Below are 16571 nucleotides of genomic sequence, written 5' to 3' on the forward strand. Positions count from 1 at the left end.
GCGAACAGTGCGTAAAGGCACGTGTAGTGCCTAATAACCATTTCATCAAGCCTTATTCCCAGTATAGGGGTGAAAGGTTACTTCCGTGTAACTTTTTGTAACTACGTGACGCCGACAGCCTTATGGAGCCTTCAGGGCTTGTCTGGCACAATGCGGGGTCAACTTTCCATTTCTTGCAGCATTTATCCGGGGACAGACAGGTTTGAGTCAAAAGGAATCGCATCTGCTGTTGCCTGTGGACTCGGCCTGGCTGGCTCTTGAGCGGCCCGAAAACCCCATGACGATTACCGTTATGTTGCGGGTGGAAGGGCTCACGGAAGCCCGGTTGCTGGAATTCCTGCGTATTTACTGGCTTGCCTGGGAGCGTTTTCGCTATATGCCGGTTCGCCGCGCCCCTGGCTGGTGGTGGGAAGAGGACCCGGTATTTTCGCTCCACCACCACCTGCAGGTGGTCGGCGGCGAGCTGGACCGGCAGGCCTTGCAGGACTGGGTGTCAGCCCGGTTGAACCAGCCATTGCCCACGTACCGTCCGCTCTGGAAATTCTGGTTGCTTCCCGATGCCGAGGGCGGCGCCGTACTCCTTTTGCGCATGCACCACTGCTACGCCGACGGGCTCTCCCTGCAGGGCATATTTGACCGCTTGTGCCCGCCGTCGCCGCAACAGGCGCCGGTGCTTTACGGCGCGGCGGAACAGGCGGACATGGGGCGTTGGGGAAGAGCCGCCAATGCCTGGCTGCGTGAGCTGACGGCCAGCGAGTGGCCGCGGGAAGAGGCGGGTGCGGAGGACGATATTCCCCGCAACGGTGGCACCGCCGGTCGCAATGCCCTGGAGCGGGCGACCTGGAAAAGTGTCAAGCTGGTCAATGAGCTCAGCCAGTTCCTGGTAGAGCCGGAAGATACGGACTCCTCCCTTAAGCGGTCGCTATTGGGACGTCGCCAGTGCCGCTGGTCGCAGCCCGTGGCGCTTGAACGTTTTCGCCGGATTGCCACGCTTACCAGCGTTACCATCAACGATGTGTTACTCAGTTGCGTGGCGTCTGCAGTCCGCAATCGGCTTGTCGCGGACGATACCGATATGGATGAGGCAGTGCTTCACGCGGCGGTGCCAGTGGATATCCGCAACCGCCTGCCGGAAGGGGTAAAGCCGGAGCCCGGGACTCTGGGTAACTATTTCGGGACGGTGTTCGTGCCGTTGCCGGTGGACGGTGAAAGTTCCCTGGAGCGGCTGTTCCGCATCAAGCATGAAACCCGCAAGCTCAAGAAAAGTTGGCAGCCCGGCCTGTCCTGGGCGCTGACAGGCAGCGCACCGCTGATTCCCGAAGCCTGGCGTCAACCTGTGGCGGATCTGTTCTACCGCAAGGCCAGTGCGGTGGTGTCGAACGTGCCTGGTACCCGTGATGAACGGTATCTGGCCGGTTGCCGCATTCTGGAGCAGATGTTCTGGGTACCCCAGGCCGGGGATATCGGGCTCGGCGTCAGCATTGTCAGTTACGCCGGCCAGGTCCAGTTCGGTGTGGTGGCCGATGAGGCGGTCATGGCCGATCCCGAGTGCTTCCTGGATGACTGCCTGCAAGAGTTGGAATGCTTTCCCCTCTGACGGGTAGTAGTCCCAAAGTTCTGTTTTCATAGCCTCCTAAAAGATCAGAAAACCTGCCCCCTTGGCGCATTTTCCACCCCCGCTGCTTCGCCGACCATTGAATTCAGGCGAAAGAATGCGCCTGAGACACGGGTAACCACCCGCTGCTCAACACCCAGATTCAATAAAAACCGGGGGAGTTTATGAACAACAACAATTTCCGAAAGTCAGGGCTGGCCATCGCGATGGTTGGTGCGATGTCGGTCAGTGCCGGCGCAAACGCGGCAATCGAAGTGTACAACGAAGACGGAACCAGCTTTTCCGTGGACGGCTATTTCAACGCCTTCTACGTTAACCGTGACGACAAGCTGAACGACACTCGCAATTCCGACGTGAAAATGGGGTTCCTGCCCAATACGATCGGTTTCAACTTCAGTAAGGAAATGGGCGACCTGACTCTGGGTGGCCGGTCTTCGTTCTGGTCCACCATCAACGACAGCCTGCAGTCACCGACGGATACCGCTATCGATGTGCGTCAGCTGTACGCCACGGTAGACGGTTCTTTCGGTCAGGTGCTGATTGGTAAGGACTTTGGTCTTTACGCCCGCTCTAACATCTTCCTGGACGAAATCCTGATGGGCTTCGGTTCTCCGGGTGCGGCAACCGGCGTTTCTTTTGGCAATATCCGCACTGGGTACCCTTACCCTAATCCATCGGCACAGATTACCTATCGGACCCCGGATATGGGCGGCTTGAAGGTGGCCGCTGGTATTTTTGAGCCTGCCAATACCACGCCGGGTGCGGAGTCGGAACAGTCCGAGCCGCGTTTTGAGGCAGAGGTTACCTACAGTGCGGATTTGAATGGCCTGGCGTTGACAGGCTGGGTAAATGGTCGCCATCAGAGCTCCGAGAATGCAACCACCGAAGTGGACAGCCAAGGCCTTGGTTACGGTCTTAAAGCGTCCGTTGCAGGGCTGTCGCTGACGGCCTCCGGCTTCACCTCTGAGGGCGACGTTCCTGTATTGCTGACCGATGCGGCCCTGACTTCGGAAGAGGACGCCGACGGCTACCTGCTCCAGGGATCCTATATCCTTGGCGCCAATCGGCTGGTGCTGTCCTACGGCGAAACGGACTCTGACCAGGGGGATTTTGAAACAGAGAACACCTCGGTCGCGGTCTTCCATAGTGTAAACAGCAACTTCAAGTTGGTTGCCGAATACAACATGTTTGAGCAGACCACGAAGTCCACCGGCGCGGATGCAGCAGAGTTCGACACCCTGGCGCTGGGCGCTGTGATCACGTTCTGAGTGTTTGAAGAGTGCCCCAGCACCGGCAAGGATTCCCGGCGCCGGGGCCTCGCCCCTAAGACTAAAGTGCCGGTTTGCTTTCCCGCAAATCGGCAGCGCCAGCAGGCATTGATTCAGGAGGGTTTTTAATCAATGGCTTACGATCATTTTGGCGCGCCAATTAAAAGCACTGAAGTCGCATTGGCTCCGTTTGCGGATTCCGTAGAATCGAGTGAAAGCCACTCGGTTTCGGAGCGCGTATCCATGAAACCCGTTACCACGCTGCCTGCCGTTCGGGTAGCCAGCTCGCATGTTCGTGATCCGATGCTGGCCGCTACCAACCTTGCCAGCGAGCTCAGTCATGAACACCTCGGCTGTGTCCTGTTTTTCTGTTCCGCTGAATACGATCTCGGCCGTCTGGGCATTGCCCTTGAACATGTCTTTGATGGCGTGCGGATCAGTGGTTGTACGTCTGCGGGGGAAATTACACCGGAAGGTTACGGCCGGGGCTGTATCACCGCTATTGGTTTCGACCGGCGTTACTTTTCTATTGAATGCGCCCTGATCAGTGAGCTTGAGCATTTCACCCTTCACGACGCCCAGGGGGTCATTGATGGTCTGTTGTCCACCTGTCGTGATGCCGGCCTGGCATCGGTCAAGGGCAACACCTTTGCCATCACTTTGCTGGATGGGCTGTCGAGCCGGGAAGAGCTTGTGCTGGCGACACTGAATGCCGCGCTCGGCACTATCCCACAGTTTGGCGGATCCGCGGGCGACGACGAGCGCCTGGCCAATACCCACGTGTTTTTTGAGGGCCGGTTTCACACCGGGGCCGCCACTGTGATGCTGGTTAATACGCCGTTGGACTTCCGTGTGTTTTCCACGCACCACATGCAAGCCCGCGAAGAAAAACTGGTGGTTACTCACGCAGATGCTAAGAGCCGGACCGTCTATGAGTTGAACGCGGAACCGGCAGCGGAAGCCTACGCCCGCGCAGTGGGCGTAGCGGTGGAAGAGCTTGACCGCAAGGTGTTTGCGCTGCGACCGATGGGCGTGCGGATCGGGGGGCACTATTTCGTGCGCTCGGTACAACGGGTGAACGCCGACGGGAGCCTGACGTTCTACTGCGCGGTGGAAACCGGCATTGTCATGACCGCCATGGAGCCTGGCTCACTTCTTGAGAGCGTGCGCACGCAAATTGAGGCCTCCGAGCGGGTCGTGGGCCCGCCACTGGTAACCATCGGCTGCGACTGCTTTCTTCGTCGTCTGGAGGCGGAGTTCACCGGCGTGGTGGATGAAGTGTCAGATTTCCTTCGCCATCACAAGGTTATTGGCTTCAATACCTATGGTGAGCAGTTCGACGGTATGCATATCAATCAGACGTTTACGGGGGTGGTGATTGGTCAGCCCGATGCCGGTTACAGTCACAACTGAGGCTGATCCCGAAGACCACAGGGATCAGCGGATTGCCGAGCTGGAGGCGGAGAATGAACGCCTCCGAAAGATAAGGGACGCTCTTATTGTTCGGGTGGAATCCGGCTCGGCTCACAAACCCGAACCCTATGCGGCGTTTGAACACTCGGTGGTTCTGGCGGAGCAGGTGCGGGAACGTACGGAAGCGCTCAACCAAACCATGGATGAGCTCAAGCACAGCAACAAGGCCCTGAACAGGGCCCGCGAAGAGGCTGAAACCACGCGCCAGCGTCTGGCAGACGCTATCGAAAGCATTGCTGATGGCTTTGTGCTTTTTGATCACCAGCACCGCCTTATTCAATGTAACAGCCGGTTCCGCAGTTACTGGGCCGATGCCCGGTTGGATGTTCCTCCCCCCGGCACTTCTATCGCCGATCTGAAGGCCATGGCGATCAATTCCGGGCTGGTGGTCGAAGAGCATGTGAATGAGTCCTCAGAAGGGGCGGTGTTCCTGCTGTCCAATAGCCGTTGGGTGCAGATGACGGAAAGGAGCACCCGTGAGGGTGGGCTGGTTGTTCTTTACTCGGACATTACTGACGTCAAGAACAGTGAAATGGCTCGCCGAATCAAGGCGCTTGAAGAGAGCGAACGTTGGATTCGAGTGGTGACAGACCATGTGCCCGCACTCATCGCCTACGTGGGCGCGGACATGACCGTGCAGTTCTGCAACAAGGTTTATGAAGCCTGGTATGGGCGCAATGGCGAGTCGCCGCTTGGTAAACACCTGGAGAACATTCACCAGCCTGAGCTTTACCAGAGGCTAATGCCTCATATGCAGGCTGTGCTCAGGGGTAATAGCGTTAACTTCGAATTCGAGGAAACCAACGACACCGGAGAGACCCGCTACATGCTCCGCGCCTACGTACCAAACGTGGACGACCACGAGGAGGTTATCGGGTTCTTCGTGCTGATCCGGGACATTACCGACCGCCGCAAGACCGCGCTGGCACTGGAGCAGGCGTACGATAATCTGGAACGGCGGGTGAAAGAACGTACCGCAGCTCTTACCGGCCTCAACAGTCAGTTGCGACAGGAAATCAGTGAGCGGGCGGCGGTGGAAGCGCGACTGCGTGACGCCAAGATGGACGCCGAGCGCGCCAACTTGTCGAAAACCAAATTTCTGGCGGCGGTCAGCCATGATCTGCTGCAGCCACTGAATGCAGCTCGCCTGTTCACCAGTTCTTTGTTGGAGCACTCCTTCGGGCCCAAGGCCGAGGGACTGGTGCGATCGGTAAGCACCTCCCTGGACGATGTGGAAAACCTTCTGGGCACCCTGGTGGACATTTCCAAGCTGGATGCCGGCGTGATCAAGCCGGATATCATGGCCTTCGACTTGCGGGACCTGCTCAACAACATCGCCCGTGAGTTTCGTCAGATGGCACTGGCGGAGGGGCTGACGCTGGACTTCGTGCCATCCTCGGCAATCGTGGAGTCCGACTCCCAGCTACTGGCGAGGATTCTTCGCAACTTCCTCACCAATGCCATTCGTTATACCGGCACCGGGCGCATTCTGCTGGGGTGCCGCCGGCATCGGGAGCATGTATTGCTGCAGGTGTGGGACACCGGCCCTGGTATTCCGGAGGACAAGCTGACCGAGATTTTCCAGGAGTTCAAGCGCATTCGCCCCGCTGGCTCGCAGCCGGACAAGGGCCTTGGGCTGGGGTTGGCGATCGTCGACAAGATTTCCCGCATGCTGGGTCACGAGGTGACGGTATCCTCGATACAGGGCAAAGGCTCGGTATTCAGTGTAAAAGTGCCGGTCGGGCAGTTGTTGCCCAAACGGCCGACAGCAGATGATGACCGCGTGGTGTCGAACCATGGGGGACTGGGTGGCGCCAGGATCTGGGTGATCGATAACGACCACGCTATCTGCCAGGGCATGCAGACGTTGCTGGAAGGCTGGGATTGCCAGGTGGTTTCCGCGGTTTCTCTGGAAGATCTTGAGCGGCAGGTGGATCCGGCCAAGTGCCCCGTGGACCTTATTCTGGCGGATTATCATCTGGACAACGACGAGAATGGAGTAGATGTGGTGGCCGAGATCAATGGCCGCCGCCAGCGCCCGGCTCCGGTGGTCATGATTACCGCCAATTACACCAACGAGTTGAAGCAGCACATCCGCGAGCTGGGGCACGTGTTAATGAACAAGCCTGTGAAGCCGTTGAAGTTGCGCAGTGCGCTGAACCACCTTTTGAGAGGGTGATCTCCTACCGTTTCAGGTACTGACTGAAATCCACGTCGCTGGCCGACAGAATCGCCTGCACCCGGTTGTGAACCCCCAGCTTGCGAAGAATCGCCGAGACATGGGCTTTAACCGTGGTCTCTGCGATGTTCAGGTTGTACGCGATCTGCTTGTTGGATTCCCCCTTGGACATGCGCTCCAGTACCAACAACTGGCGGCGGGTCAGGGAGTTCAGCAGCTCTGGTGAAATCGGGTTGTCCTCATGCCGGCTGCGGCGATGGGTGTTTTCCTTGCCGGTTCGGATGATGTCTGAAGGCAGGTAGACATTGCCGTTGAGGATCTGCTGGATGGCCTCCGTCATCTGGGCGCGGGGAGAGGACTTGGTGATGAAACCGCAGGCACCGTAGGTAATGGCCTGCAACACCACCTGTTTGTCTTCCTCCGCCGATACAATGACTACCGGGATGGTTGGCGCTTCGTTCCGCAAGGTAATCAGACCGTTCAAGCCGTGCATTCCCGGCATATTCAGATCCAGCAGAATCAGATCCAGATCATCGTTTTCGCGGGTAATGTCCAGGGCGCTGTCCAGGTCGGCGGTTTCAATGATCTGACTACCGCTAAAACCGGTCGATATCACGCTGCTGATGGCCTCACGAAACAGCGGGTGGTCGTCGGCAATCAATATTTTGTAGGTTGGCTCCATGGGTGGATCCACCGGTTTGTTGTCATTATCAGGGATGGTTTCCGAAACATCATAGCGCTTTTCGGGAGAGAGTGCGGCATCGGGCTCATTCAGCATGGCGGCCTCCTGGGACAGGGGATCTCCCAAGTGGGGTGTGATCCTCTGTTTATTATTGTGATGATTGCATTACACGCTATCCGCGCCCCGGGTTGAATGCGACCATCGCACCAAAAAACAGGCACCAAAGTACTATTCTTGCCGGCCGGCGGGCTTCGTATCGTGGAGGGATGAGTCAACAAACCATAACAATGCCTGATCCTGTGTTTCCCGGTGCTGCTGTCCGCGCTGCCTGGATGGCTATGGTCATCCTGTGGTTGGTTTTTGCGCAACCCGGGGCGGCTCATGCCCGCGATAATCAACCGTTGCCCGTGTTGTCCGTCAGTGTGTTGCAGTTCGGCACCGCTCACTGGGAGTTGGACCACATAGTCCACCAGGGGCTGGATCGGAAGAACGGCTACCAATTGGATCTCACGCTGGTGGCCAACCTGCCCGCGTCCCGACTGGCGGTAACCAGTGGTTCCGTCAACGGGGCTGTAGCCGACCTGCATTGGGCTCAGGCCCGTTTTGAGGACGGGGCGCCCTATCTTTACGTACCGTTTTCATCCCAGATTGGCGATATCGTGGTGGCTGAAGACTCCGATATATGCGCCGTGGCCGATCTGGCCGGCAAGCGTATCGGCGTTGCAGGCGGGCCGGACGGCAAGGGCTGGGTACTGTTGCAAAAGGTTGCGGAACAGCGAGGGATCAATCTTGCGGCATCCGCCGATGTGCAGTTTGCCGCTCCGCCGCTGCTGAGTCAGGCCCTGAGGCGGGGCCAGGTGGATGCCATCGTCACCTACTGGCATTTTGCCGCACGCCTGAGAGGTGAGGGCGGCTGGCGTTCGGCGTTCAGAATGTCGGATCTTCTTGTCGCCATTAATCTCGACCGGAACTTGCCGGTTCTGGGGTATGTTTTTCCGGCTGATTGGGCGGAAGACCATCGCGCGTTGATGAACCGTTTTGCCAGATCGTTGCAGCAGGCCAAGAACGAGCTCTCGGATAGCGAAAGGTTCTGGCAACGCCTGCGGCCACTGATGGGTGAGCCTGACGACGCTGTATTTCAATCGCTGCGGAAAGGGTTTGTGGCAGGCGTACCATTACCGCTAACGGACCAGCGCATTGCGGGCCTGCATCGTCTGCTGGCGCTCACTGGTGCCAATCCTGACAATCGTATGCCCACCGACCTGTTCCACCGGGGCCAGCTGTGAGAGCCTTCTCTGGCCGCCCTCCGGCCTGGAGTTACTGGGTGGTGTTGCCGTCTCTTGTCTTTTTCTGGGCGGCGGTTGCTTGGGTGATCAAGTCCCCCTTGCTGCCGTCTCCCCTCGACGTTTTAGATTCCCTGATGCAGGAATCCGAATCCGGAGCCCTATGGCACCACCTTGGTGCCACACTAGCGCGTGTGGTGGTGGCCTTTGCATTGGCCATGCTGCTTGGTACCGGGATTGGCATTGTGATGGGGCGCTCCCAAACCACCAATGCGCTGTTCGATCCTTTGTTGGTCCTGCTTCTCAATCTGCCCGCGCTGGTAACCATCATCCTGATGTATGTCTGGTTTGGCCTGGTGGAAGTGGCCGCGGTGATGGCGGTGGTGATCAACAAGGTCCCCAATGTGGCGGTGACTGTTCGGGAAGGCGCGCGGAGCCTGGATTACCGGCTCGAGGACATGGCTACCGTCTACGAGTTCACCCGCTGGCAACGGTTTCGTGAGGTCTGGGTACCACAACTGTTTCCCTATCTGATGGCGGCTACGCGTGGTGGCTTGGCTCTAATCTGGAAAATCGTGCTGGTGGTCGAACTGTTGGGGCGTTCCAGTGGTATCGGATTCCAGTTACACATGGCCTTTCAGGTGTTCGATGTGGCTGCCATCCTCGCTTACAGCCTGGCCTTTATAGCCGTTGTACAACTCATCGAGCTGGCCATCCTGCAGCCCCTTGAACGCCGGTCCAGCCGCTGGCGTCAGCCGGAGGTGGCCCATGCTTGAACTACGAATAGCCGGCCGCAGTTTTGGCAAACCCGTGTTGGGCGAGGTTTTCGCCACCATTGAGCGGGGCGATCATATCTGCCTGTTAGGGCCATCCGGTATTGGCAAAACCACCCTGTTGAACGCTATCGCCGGGCTCGACAAGGCACTCCCGTCGGATGCCATTGTTGGCTGTGACACGCTGCGGATTGGCTACCTGTTCCAGGAGCATCGATTGCTGCCCTGGCGAACCCTGAACGCCAACCTCAAGCTTGTAGGGGCGAGTGATGAGGAGGCTGAAATCGTTCTGGGCCAGGTGGGCCTTGCCGGATACGGTCACTACCTGCCGGACCAGCTTTCCATCGGCATGGCTCGACGAGCCGCACTCGCACGTTGCCTGGCGGTTGAACCGGACCTGTTGCTATTGGATGAACCCTTCGCATCTCTTGATCCGGTAATGGCGGGTGAACTGAAAACACTGATTGCCGGAATCCTGGGCGCCAACGCCAGCATGGCCATGATTTGCGTAACCCATGATGGGCGCGATGCCGAGACTCTGGCGAACCGGCTATGGTATCTGGATGGTAGTCCGGCGCAGCTGCAATGGGACGATGCCATTGGCGAGCCCAGTTTGATCAGCGATCTTCTTGGGAAGTTGCGAGACTCGGAGGGCGTGGACCTGGTTTAGTGAAAAAACGTGACACTCGAATTGTTGCCTTCGTGAAACATCGGCTAACATGGCCAGCTTGTCTTTTACCGTCAACAAGGAGTGCTGACGATGGGCTTTATGGACCTGGTCCCGGTATGGGACCTGAAGGCCTACCACCTTCCCCGCATTGAATCCCCCTTTATCGCGACCAATAGGGCTAGGCGTCTTATCCAGGACGATGGCAGTGTCCGCGCTCGCATGGAATCGGCGTTCGGGCCCCAAACCCGCAGCGGCCATCATCTGACCGAAACCGTCTGCCGGGCAGTCAGCGATAATAGGCTGATGCTTGTCTATACCGGGTCCGGACGGCCCCTTTCTCCCGTCGTGAGCTGGCTGCCAGACGACAGCCTGCCCGCGGGAGGACGCTGGCGGTTACGCAGTGGCGGAATGAACTTACCTTATGCCATTCAAAAAGGCGTAGCAGAGCTGAATGCCTGCGACATTACTCCTGAACAGCTGCGCCAGTATCACCCCCAGGGTATAGGCGGGTTGGGTGTAGGGTTGTTCTCGGCGAATTATCGTCAATGGCGGAGATCTGAGCGTGAGTCGCAAGACGGGGCGGAAGATCATCGATTGAGCCTGCCGCTGGGAGCAGCCGCTTTGGTGGCACCGCTGAATGTTTCGGCGGCAAAGGCGGCCGAGGACGCCTTTGCCGATCCGCCCAAAGTACATCTGGAAGTTGGGATATTTACCGACGGCACCATGAACAACGCTGCCAATGCCCGCTCGTTTGCCGAGCAACTGGAACGGGATTGTTTGATTCCCTATGAAAACGATGAGATCAGTCGGGAGGAGTGTGAGTGGCGGCTGTCGATGTTGATGGGTGGCAGTTATGGCAATGCGGTTACCAATGTGGCGAAACTGCGAGATCTATATTTAGAAGGTAAAGTGGAGTCCGAGCAAAAGATAATCTATCGGCGGCAGGTCTACGCCCCTGGCGCGGGCACAAAGACAGCGGATGACGATAAATGGTACGGCGCCGCCACAGGTATGGGGGAAGCCGGAGTCATTCAGCAAGTCGACTACGCCTTTTCAAGACTGGCGTTGCGAGTGAAAGAAGACTTGAGAGGACAAACCATCGACAGATTGACCCTCGATCTTTTCGGCTTCAGCCGAGGAGCAGCGGCGGCCCGCCACGCGGTCCACGAGATCAATCAGGGAACAAACGGCCTGCTGGCAAGGCTGTTTGTAGAGAATGGTATCCTCTGGCCGGCGCAGGTGGATATCCGCTTCGTAGGACTGTTCGACTCTGTCGCCGCCATCGTCAACCCAGCGTCTGGTGACCTGTCGGCTTACAACGACCGAAATTATCCCGTGAAGCTCTATCTGGAGCCAGCCAAGGTTGGCCAAGTGGTGCATCTAACTGCGGCCCATGAGCATCGTAAAAACTTCGCGCTTAACAGTGTAAGAAGCCGAGACGGCTCCCTCCCAGCCAACTTTCGGGAGATCACCCTGCCGGGTGTCCACTCCGACATAGGAGGTGGGTATGGCGACAGCCAGCGGGAAGAGGCTCTCCTGAGTCCGATGCTGCAAGTGCCCCAAAACCGACTGCAGTGGCCGGAGAAGACTGCACAGTGGGATAACCTTGATGCTCAACGGCATCAGGTGGCAGCCCAAGGCTGGATTGGTTCCTATAGTTTGCCGGTACGTCAGTCGGATCAATTGCAGGCTTGGCCGCAGAATCTGGGCTCAGAAGGACCTGCTCGTCTGGAAATTGTCGCCCAAGGCTACGACCATCCGGCACCGGATGGTCGGTTAGAACTGGTGTTGCGGATGTTGCGTCAGGTGCGCGGCGAGTATTCGAGAGTGGCTTTACGTTTGATGCATCGTTTGGCGGTCGAGAAGGAGTTACCTCTAGGTGAAATTGATCCCACTGACGAGACTGTATCGGTGCCGGGTGAACTGGAACCTGTTCTGCAACAAATTCTGGCGCAGGTTGTTCAGGGCAAAGACGAACCTTCACTTGAGTCAAGGGACTTGGAGTTATTGCTTCAGCGCTACATCCATTATTCGGCAAACTACAACAGCATTGAGTCCCAGATAGCGGGATTTCCGGCGAAGCTGGGCGTTATCTTTCCGCATGAACCTGCACCTTCTGGAGAGCGCCTTGTGTATCCCCAAAAGGAGGGAGAATGATGATTCGTAAGGCATGGATAGTGAGTATTGCAGTCGTAGCACTACTGGCGAGTGGCTGCGCTACCTCGACTGAAGAAGATATCCCTTGGAGTATAAAAGTTGTAGCTCCCGAACACTATGATATATGGGGTGTGAATATGTTCCTTGAGAAGACCGGGGAACGGAGTTGGCGTGCACCTGTCGGCTATGCTACCTGTTGTTGGAAAGGCCCGAACGGCCCCAGTGGTTCGCACCACGGACTTGAGCCCTTCCCCGAGCTGATCTTTATTCACTGGTTCTCCTTTGCTGAGCAGAAGTACTACGCCAAATTGATCAAGGTGCCGCCGGACCTACAAGATCGTATGCGGGAGCCCGCGAGCTACAAAACCCAGGTGGATGTGCGGTCGGGGCCTCGTCATACGATGGCCATAGGCTTAGCTCCTGGAGGCACCGTAGTGGTCTGGATCATGAACCAGATCGGCAACGAGATCGAAGTGATGCGTATGCAGGCATCAGAGGGCTACGGTGATCCTTCTGACTTCACGGAACGCACGAAAGGCTATCTAAAACGGCACGGCGACTACCTCCAAGAACACGGCATACCAACGGAAGGTTGGTAAGCCGGTATCCTGCCTGCCGAACGCCTCTCGGTCAGGCGGGCTTTGTCCCCAGTATCTTCGTCCTCTGAGGACGAAACCCCGCCGTTGCCAAAAGCGCCAGCACGACCGTTACACCGGCGGTAATGCCGAAGGCGGCGGGGTTCCACTCCAGATACAGCGAAAACCGGATCGCTTCCACCGCGTGGGTGAACGGATTGAACTGGCAAACCCAGTACAGCCAGGGGCTGGCTTCGTTCATTTTCCAAAGTGGGTACAGCGCCGAGGACATGAAGAACATCGGGAAAATGACAAAGTTCATCACCCCCGCAAAGTTTTCCAGCTGCTTGATCCAGGTGGCAATCAGCAAGCCCAGTGCTCCCAGCATCAGGCTGGTTAGTATCAAGGCTGGCAAGACGGCCAGATAGCCCCACAATGGTGGCTCCACATCCACCAGCAGGGCCAGAAGCAGAAAAACATACACCTGCCCGACCGACACTACGCCCATCGACAGCAACTTGGTTACCAGCAGGAACGGCCGGGGCAAAGGGCTCATCAATAACACCCGCATACTGCCCAGTTCCCTGTCATACACCATGGAAAGAGCACCCTGCATGCTATTGAACAGGATGATCATCCCGCACAGCCCGGGGGCGATGTAGGTCTCGTAGGTGATGTAGGTCTGGTAGGGCGGAATAATGGAGATGCCCAGCACGGCCCGGAAGCCGGCGGCAAACACCACAAGCCACAGAAGCGGCCGGACCAGGGCACTGGCGAAGCGAGTGCGTTGTTGCCAGAATCGCAACCACTCCCGCGTCTGGATGCCGACAAAACAGTGCCAGTAATGGGCCGCTTTCATGATTATCCTGCCCCCGTCAGCGAGTGAAACGTTTCCGCCAGGTTCCGGGTGCCCTCGGCTTCGCAAATGTCCTGGCCGGAGCCATCGGCCAGCAGTTTCCCCTGGTGCAGGATCAACACCCGGTCATCCTGTTGCACCTCCTCGATCAGGTGCGTCGCCCACAGCACAGTCAGGCCGGCCTCGTCGCACAGAATGCGAACATGTTCGTTGAGCGCTCTGCGACTTGCCACATCCAGGCCGACAGTGGGCTCATCAAGCAGCAACAGAGAGGGCTCATGAAGCAAGGCCCGGGCAATTTCCACACGCCGACGGTGGCCGCCATTGAGCTTGCGCACGGGTTCGTTGGCGCGCTCCAGCAGTTCAAAACGAGCCAGCTCGCGATCACCCCTCGTTCGGGCGTCTTTGCGAGATAGTCCGTGCAGCGCGGCGTGATACTGCAGGTTCTGGCGCACGGTCAAATCAAGATCCAGAGCGTTCTGCTGGAACACCACACCAATCTGGCGCATGGCCTCGGATGGCTGTTTTTTCAACGATTGACCGGCCAGCAGTAGTTCGCCTTGTTGGAGCGCCAGAAGCCGGGTTAACAAACCAAACAGTGTGGACTTGCCGGCGCCATTGGGGCCCAGAAGAGCGTGGAAACGGCCAGAGGTCAGCGCGAAGCTGACCTCTTTGAGCACGGGCTTGTCGCCGTAGCGAAAGCTGATATGGCTGGCTTCAATGGTCATGCTGGTGTTATGAGGACGGATCAATGACCACACCCCAGGGGTAGCGGCCGACCTTGATGGATTTGATCACCTTCAGGTCTTCGACATCGATCACCGAAACGTCTCCTGAAACGCCGTTGGTGGTATAGAGATGTTTCTCATCCTTATCGAGATCCAGTTGCCATACCCGACTGCCCACCAGTAGATAATCCAACACTTCATAAGTCTGGGCATCGACGACTGCAACATGATTTGATGGGCCGAGCGCTACGAAGGCGTATTTGCCATCGGAGGTCAGCTCGATACCGACGGGCTGAACGCGGTCCTGATTCACGCCAGGAACCTTGAACGACATCTCATGGATCTGCTCCAGATTGTCCACATCGATGATGTGCACGGTGCCGCCGATTTCCGCCGAAGCCCAGGCAATCTTGCTGTCTTTGCTGAATTCCACGTGGCGGGGGCGTTGCCCGACAACGATGTTCTTTTCAATCTCAAAAGTCTCGGTGTTGATCCAGTGCAGCATGCTGGTGGTTTCACTGGTGTTGACCGCCCATTTTCCGTTCGGGCTTACAGCCATGCCTTCCGGCTCTATACCGACGTCAATCTGGGCCAGGACGTCTTTTGTGTCCACATCCACCACTGTGACGATGGCGTCGTCCTCGTTGGCGATGTACAGATGCTTGTTGTTCGGGTGAAGTGAGAACTGTTCGGGATCTTCACCGGAGGGCAGGGTGTCGACGATCTTGCGGGTCGCCAGATCCAGCACCTGCACAGTATCGTCGTCACTGGCGCAGATATAAAGCTTGGTGTGGTCCTTGGACAACAGGATGCCCCGTGGCCGCTGGCCCACATCAATGGTCTCAACAACTTCCTGAGTCTCGGTGTCGATGATGGAAAGGGTGTTGTCTTTTTCGTTGGACACGTAGGCAAGGCTGGCCATGGCCGGTGTCGACAGGCCGACTATAGCGGCCAGAGCGGTGTGCTTGAGCAGAGACTTCATGATGTAACTCCTTCTTGTTATGGAAAGCTTCCGCCAGAGCGGTCAGCCGTTTATGCGACAGTTGCTCTCGGGTTCGTCGAAACCGAGCGTGTCCATGTTCGTGTTGGGATGCAGAAACCCCTCGAACGGTGCCCTGGCAACCAGTCCCCGTGGATGAATCAGGGGAATTGGCTGTCGAAGTTGGCCGTTCCAACCGCGATAAGTCAGCTTGCGGCCCTTGAAGGCGGCAAGCTGGAATTTGTCGCTGAACAGGAAATTTCGGATTGCGTTGGGGCTTGCGTCACCCAAGTCAGTGACGGCTGTACCGATGGAGCGAATGGCTGCCCAAGTGGCATAGTCCTCGCCGTTCATGTCGCGGCCAGCCAGATCACGGAAGCGGCTTTGCAGTTGAGCGGCGCCCCAGCTTTCTACCACCCGGTGCCAGGTGACGGGAGACATTCCCTGAGTGCCGACGACAGGTCGCGGCAGCCATGTATTAAAAGGCACGTACTCGCCAAAATCGCCTCGAACATCGGCCACCACAACGGCATCGTAATCGCTGGCCTGGGTAAACAACGGCAGTTCCCTGGAGGCGGTGCGGCGAAGGTCGGCGTCAAAGGTCCATGGTTTGTCTTCAATAACTTCCAAACCGAAGCGCTTGGCAGATCTGCGAAAGGCATTGGCCCAGCCTTTGTCGTCGTCAGTGGGCCCGGTAATCAAGAAAATCTCGTTCCAGCGCCGTTGGTTCAGCCACTGTGCCAGTGCGTCCGTCAGCATGGCGTAGCTGGGCATGGTGTGGAGCAGGTTGGCGTTGCATTCGATGGTTCGAAGCTCGTCCGCTTTTGAACCGGCATTGAACAGAAGTGTGTCCGCGCCCGACGTTGCGGTCATTCTCTTCAATGTCTGTGCCGGAGCGTTCACCACGAACAGTTCGATACCGGACGCGCGCAGTTGGTCGAAGGCGGCCACCGCTTCAGCTTCCGACTCGGCAACCCTGCTTTCCAGGGTGTAGGTTTGCCCGAGAAACTTCCCGGTGGTGCTGTTGTCCTGCATGCCCAACTCCGCGCCTTTCAGGCCGGCGTCTTCCGGTTCAGGGAGTACGTTGGACAGAACCGGGCCCTGGTCCGGAAGCCATTGCACGTACCCTATACGTACCTCAAGAGAATCTGCTTTCACCGGGGCGGTGCTGAGGATAGCTGCCAGCATTGCGGTTGCAGTCCTGAACAAAAGAGACATGAAGTTCTCCGGTTTGTTGTTGTGCTTCCAGCTTAGAGAAGGGAAAAAGTCTCAGGAATATTCAGAAAGTAGGAATCTGCCGGTACTAAAGGATGAGATTTCTGCAGCAACCCCT

The 16571-nt window shown here is 57.6% G+C and carries 14 protein-coding genes; 9 read left to right on the forward strand and 5 right to left on the reverse strand.

Going from position 1 to position 16571, the window contains the following annotated elements; translation table 11 throughout:
* The first annotated feature begins 202 nt into the window (after nt 1-202).
* The 4 genes from AXW11_RS10555 to AXW11_RS10570 all read left to right on the forward strand — a co-directional run bounded on the left by AXW11_RS10555 (nt 203) and on the right by AXW11_RS10570 (nt 6535).
* Nucleotides 203-1597 (forward strand): WS/DGAT domain-containing protein, encoded by a 1395-nt coding sequence (locus AXW11_RS10555; RefSeq protein ID WP_091642741.1) that lies wholly within the window; start codon nt 203-205, stop codon nt 1595-1597.
* A 182-nt stretch (nt 1598-1779) separates the two neighbouring features.
* Nucleotides 1780-2883, forward strand: coding sequence for a porin (locus tag AXW11_RS10560; protein ID WP_091642743.1), 1104 nt, complete (start codon nt 1780-1782; stop codon nt 2881-2883).
* 243 nt (nt 2884-3126) lie between these two features.
* Nucleotides 3127-4296 (forward strand): nitric oxide-sensing protein NosP, encoded by a 1170-nt coding sequence (gene nosP, locus AXW11_RS10565; RefSeq protein WP_374700694.1) that lies wholly within the window; start codon nt 3127-3129, stop codon nt 4294-4296.
* Nucleotides 4274-6535: a hybrid sensor histidine kinase/response regulator gene (locus tag AXW11_RS10570; RefSeq protein ID WP_091642747.1), complete on the forward strand. Its 2262-nt coding sequence runs from the start codon at nt 4274-4276 to the stop codon at nt 6533-6535. Before nosP ends, AXW11_RS10570 begins: the two co-directional genes overlap by 23 nt.
* A 4-nt stretch (nt 6536-6539) precedes the next feature.
* Here AXW11_RS10570 and AXW11_RS10575 read toward each other — a convergent pair whose 3' ends face one another.
* Nucleotides 6540-7217, reverse strand: coding sequence for a response regulator transcription factor (locus AXW11_RS10575; RefSeq protein ID WP_041336792.1), 678 nt, complete (start codon nt 7215-7217; stop codon nt 6540-6542).
* A 287-nt stretch (nt 7218-7504) separates the two neighbouring features.
* Here AXW11_RS10575 and AXW11_RS10580 point away from each other — a divergent pair, with 287 nt between their 5' ends.
* The 5 genes from AXW11_RS10580 to AXW11_RS10600 all read left to right on the forward strand — a co-directional run bounded on the left by AXW11_RS10580 (nt 7505) and on the right by AXW11_RS10600 (nt 12699).
* Nucleotides 7505-8503: an ABC transporter substrate-binding protein gene (locus tag AXW11_RS10580; RefSeq protein WP_091642748.1), complete on the forward strand. Its 999-nt coding sequence runs from the start codon at nt 7505-7507 to the stop codon at nt 8501-8503.
* On the forward strand, nt 8500-9276 hold the full coding sequence (locus AXW11_RS10585; protein ID WP_041335208.1) for an ABC transporter permease: 777 nt from the start codon (nt 8500-8502) through the stop codon (nt 9274-9276). Before AXW11_RS10580 ends, AXW11_RS10585 begins: the two co-directional genes overlap by 4 nt.
* Nucleotides 9269-9943 (forward strand): ATP-binding cassette domain-containing protein, encoded by a 675-nt coding sequence (locus AXW11_RS10590; RefSeq protein ID WP_091642751.1) that lies wholly within the window; start codon nt 9269-9271, stop codon nt 9941-9943. The genes AXW11_RS10585 and AXW11_RS10590 overlap by 8 nt, the downstream gene beginning before the upstream one ends.
* 90 nt (nt 9944-10033) lie before the next feature.
* Nucleotides 10034-12100, forward strand: a complete 2067-nt coding sequence (locus tag AXW11_RS10595) for a T6SS phospholipase effector Tle1-like catalytic domain-containing protein (protein WP_091642753.1) — start codon at nt 10034-10036, stop codon at nt 12098-12100.
* Nucleotides 12097-12699 carry a DUF2931 family protein gene (locus AXW11_RS10600; RefSeq protein WP_309599007.1) on the forward strand — a complete coding sequence of 201 codons (603 nt, stop codon included), beginning with the start codon at nt 12097-12099 and terminating at the stop codon, nt 12697-12699. The genes AXW11_RS10595 and AXW11_RS10600 overlap by 4 nt, the downstream gene beginning before the upstream one ends.
* A 31-nt stretch (nt 12700-12730) precedes the next feature.
* On the opposite strand, the gene AXW11_RS10605 is transcribed toward AXW11_RS10600, so the two are convergent.
* Genes AXW11_RS10605 through AXW11_RS10620 form a run of 4 tightly spaced genes read right to left on the reverse strand, consistent with a single transcriptional unit; the run spans nt 12731 to nt 16456 of the window.
* A complete protein-coding gene (locus AXW11_RS10605) occupies nt 12731-13534 on the reverse strand; it encodes a lanthanide ABC transporter permease protein PedC (RefSeq protein ID WP_091642756.1) in 804 nt (267 codons plus the stop codon).
* Nucleotides 13535-13536: 2 nt separating this feature from the next.
* Nucleotides 13537-14259 (reverse strand): lanthanide ABC transporter ATP-binding protein PedB/LutE, encoded by a 723-nt coding sequence (locus AXW11_RS10610; protein WP_091642759.1) that lies wholly within the window; start codon nt 14257-14259, stop codon nt 13537-13539.
* A gap of 7 nt (nt 14260-14266) precedes the next feature.
* On the reverse strand, nt 14267-15241 hold the full coding sequence (locus tag AXW11_RS10615; protein ID WP_091642762.1) for a YVTN family beta-propeller repeat protein: 975 nt from the start codon (nt 15239-15241) through the stop codon (nt 14267-14269).
* A 42-nt stretch (nt 15242-15283) separates the two neighbouring features.
* Nucleotides 15284-16456 carry a lanthanide ABC transporter ABC transporter substrate-binding protein PedA1 gene (locus AXW11_RS10620; RefSeq protein ID WP_091642765.1) on the reverse strand — a complete coding sequence of 391 codons (1173 nt, stop codon included), beginning with the start codon at nt 16454-16456 and terminating at the stop codon, nt 15284-15286.
* Nucleotides 16457-16571: the final 115 nt, after the last annotated feature.

The organism is Marinobacter sp. Hex_13 (assembly GCF_001566815.1).
Taxonomy (GTDB): domain Bacteria; phylum Pseudomonadota; class Gammaproteobacteria; order Pseudomonadales; family Oleiphilaceae; genus Marinobacter; species Marinobacter salarius.

What these genes read in the sequence shown, in the direction of transcription:
- AXW11_RS10560 (WP_091642743.1), top strand. Translation starts at nt 1,780, where the DNA reads ATGAACAACAACAATTTCCGAAAGTCAGGGCTGGCCATCGCGATGGTT.
- nosP (WP_374700694.1), top strand. Translation starts at nt 3,127, where the DNA reads ATGAAACCCGTTACCACGCTGCCTGCCGTTCGGGTAGCCAGCTCGCAT.
- AXW11_RS10570 (WP_091642747.1), top strand. Translation starts at nt 4,274, where the DNA reads ATGCCGGTTACAGTCACAACTGAGGCTGATCCCGAAGACCACAGGGAT.
- AXW11_RS10575 (WP_041336792.1), bottom strand. Translation starts at nt 7,217, where the DNA reads ATGGAGCCAACCTACAAAATATTGATTGCCGACGACCACCCGCTGTTT.
- AXW11_RS10580 (WP_091642748.1), top strand. Translation starts at nt 7,505, where the DNA reads ATGCCTGATCCTGTGTTTCCCGGTGCTGCTGTCCGCGCTGCCTGGATG.
- AXW11_RS10590 (WP_091642751.1), top strand. Translation starts at nt 9,269, where the DNA reads ATGCTTGAACTACGAATAGCCGGCCGCAGTTTTGGCAAACCCGTGTTG.
- AXW11_RS10595 (WP_091642753.1), top strand. Translation starts at nt 10,034, where the DNA reads ATGGGCTTTATGGACCTGGTCCCGGTATGGGACCTGAAGGCCTACCAC.
- AXW11_RS10600 (WP_309599007.1), top strand. Translation starts at nt 12,097, where the DNA reads ATGATGATTCGTAAGGCATGGATAGTGAGTATTGCAGTCGTAGCACTA.
- AXW11_RS10605 (WP_091642756.1), bottom strand. Translation starts at nt 13,534, where the DNA reads ATGAAAGCGGCCCATTACTGGCACTGTTTTGTCGGCATCCAGACGCGG.
- AXW11_RS10610 (WP_091642759.1), bottom strand. Translation starts at nt 14,259, where the DNA reads ATGACCATTGAAGCCAGCCATATCAGCTTTCGCTACGGCGACAAGCCC.
- AXW11_RS10615 (WP_091642762.1), bottom strand. Translation starts at nt 15,241, where the DNA reads ATGAAGTCTCTGCTCAAGCACACCGCTCTGGCCGCTATAGTCGGCCTG.
- AXW11_RS10620 (WP_091642765.1), bottom strand. Translation starts at nt 16,456, where the DNA reads ATGTCTCTTTTGTTCAGGACTGCAACCGCAATGCTGGCAGCTATCCTC.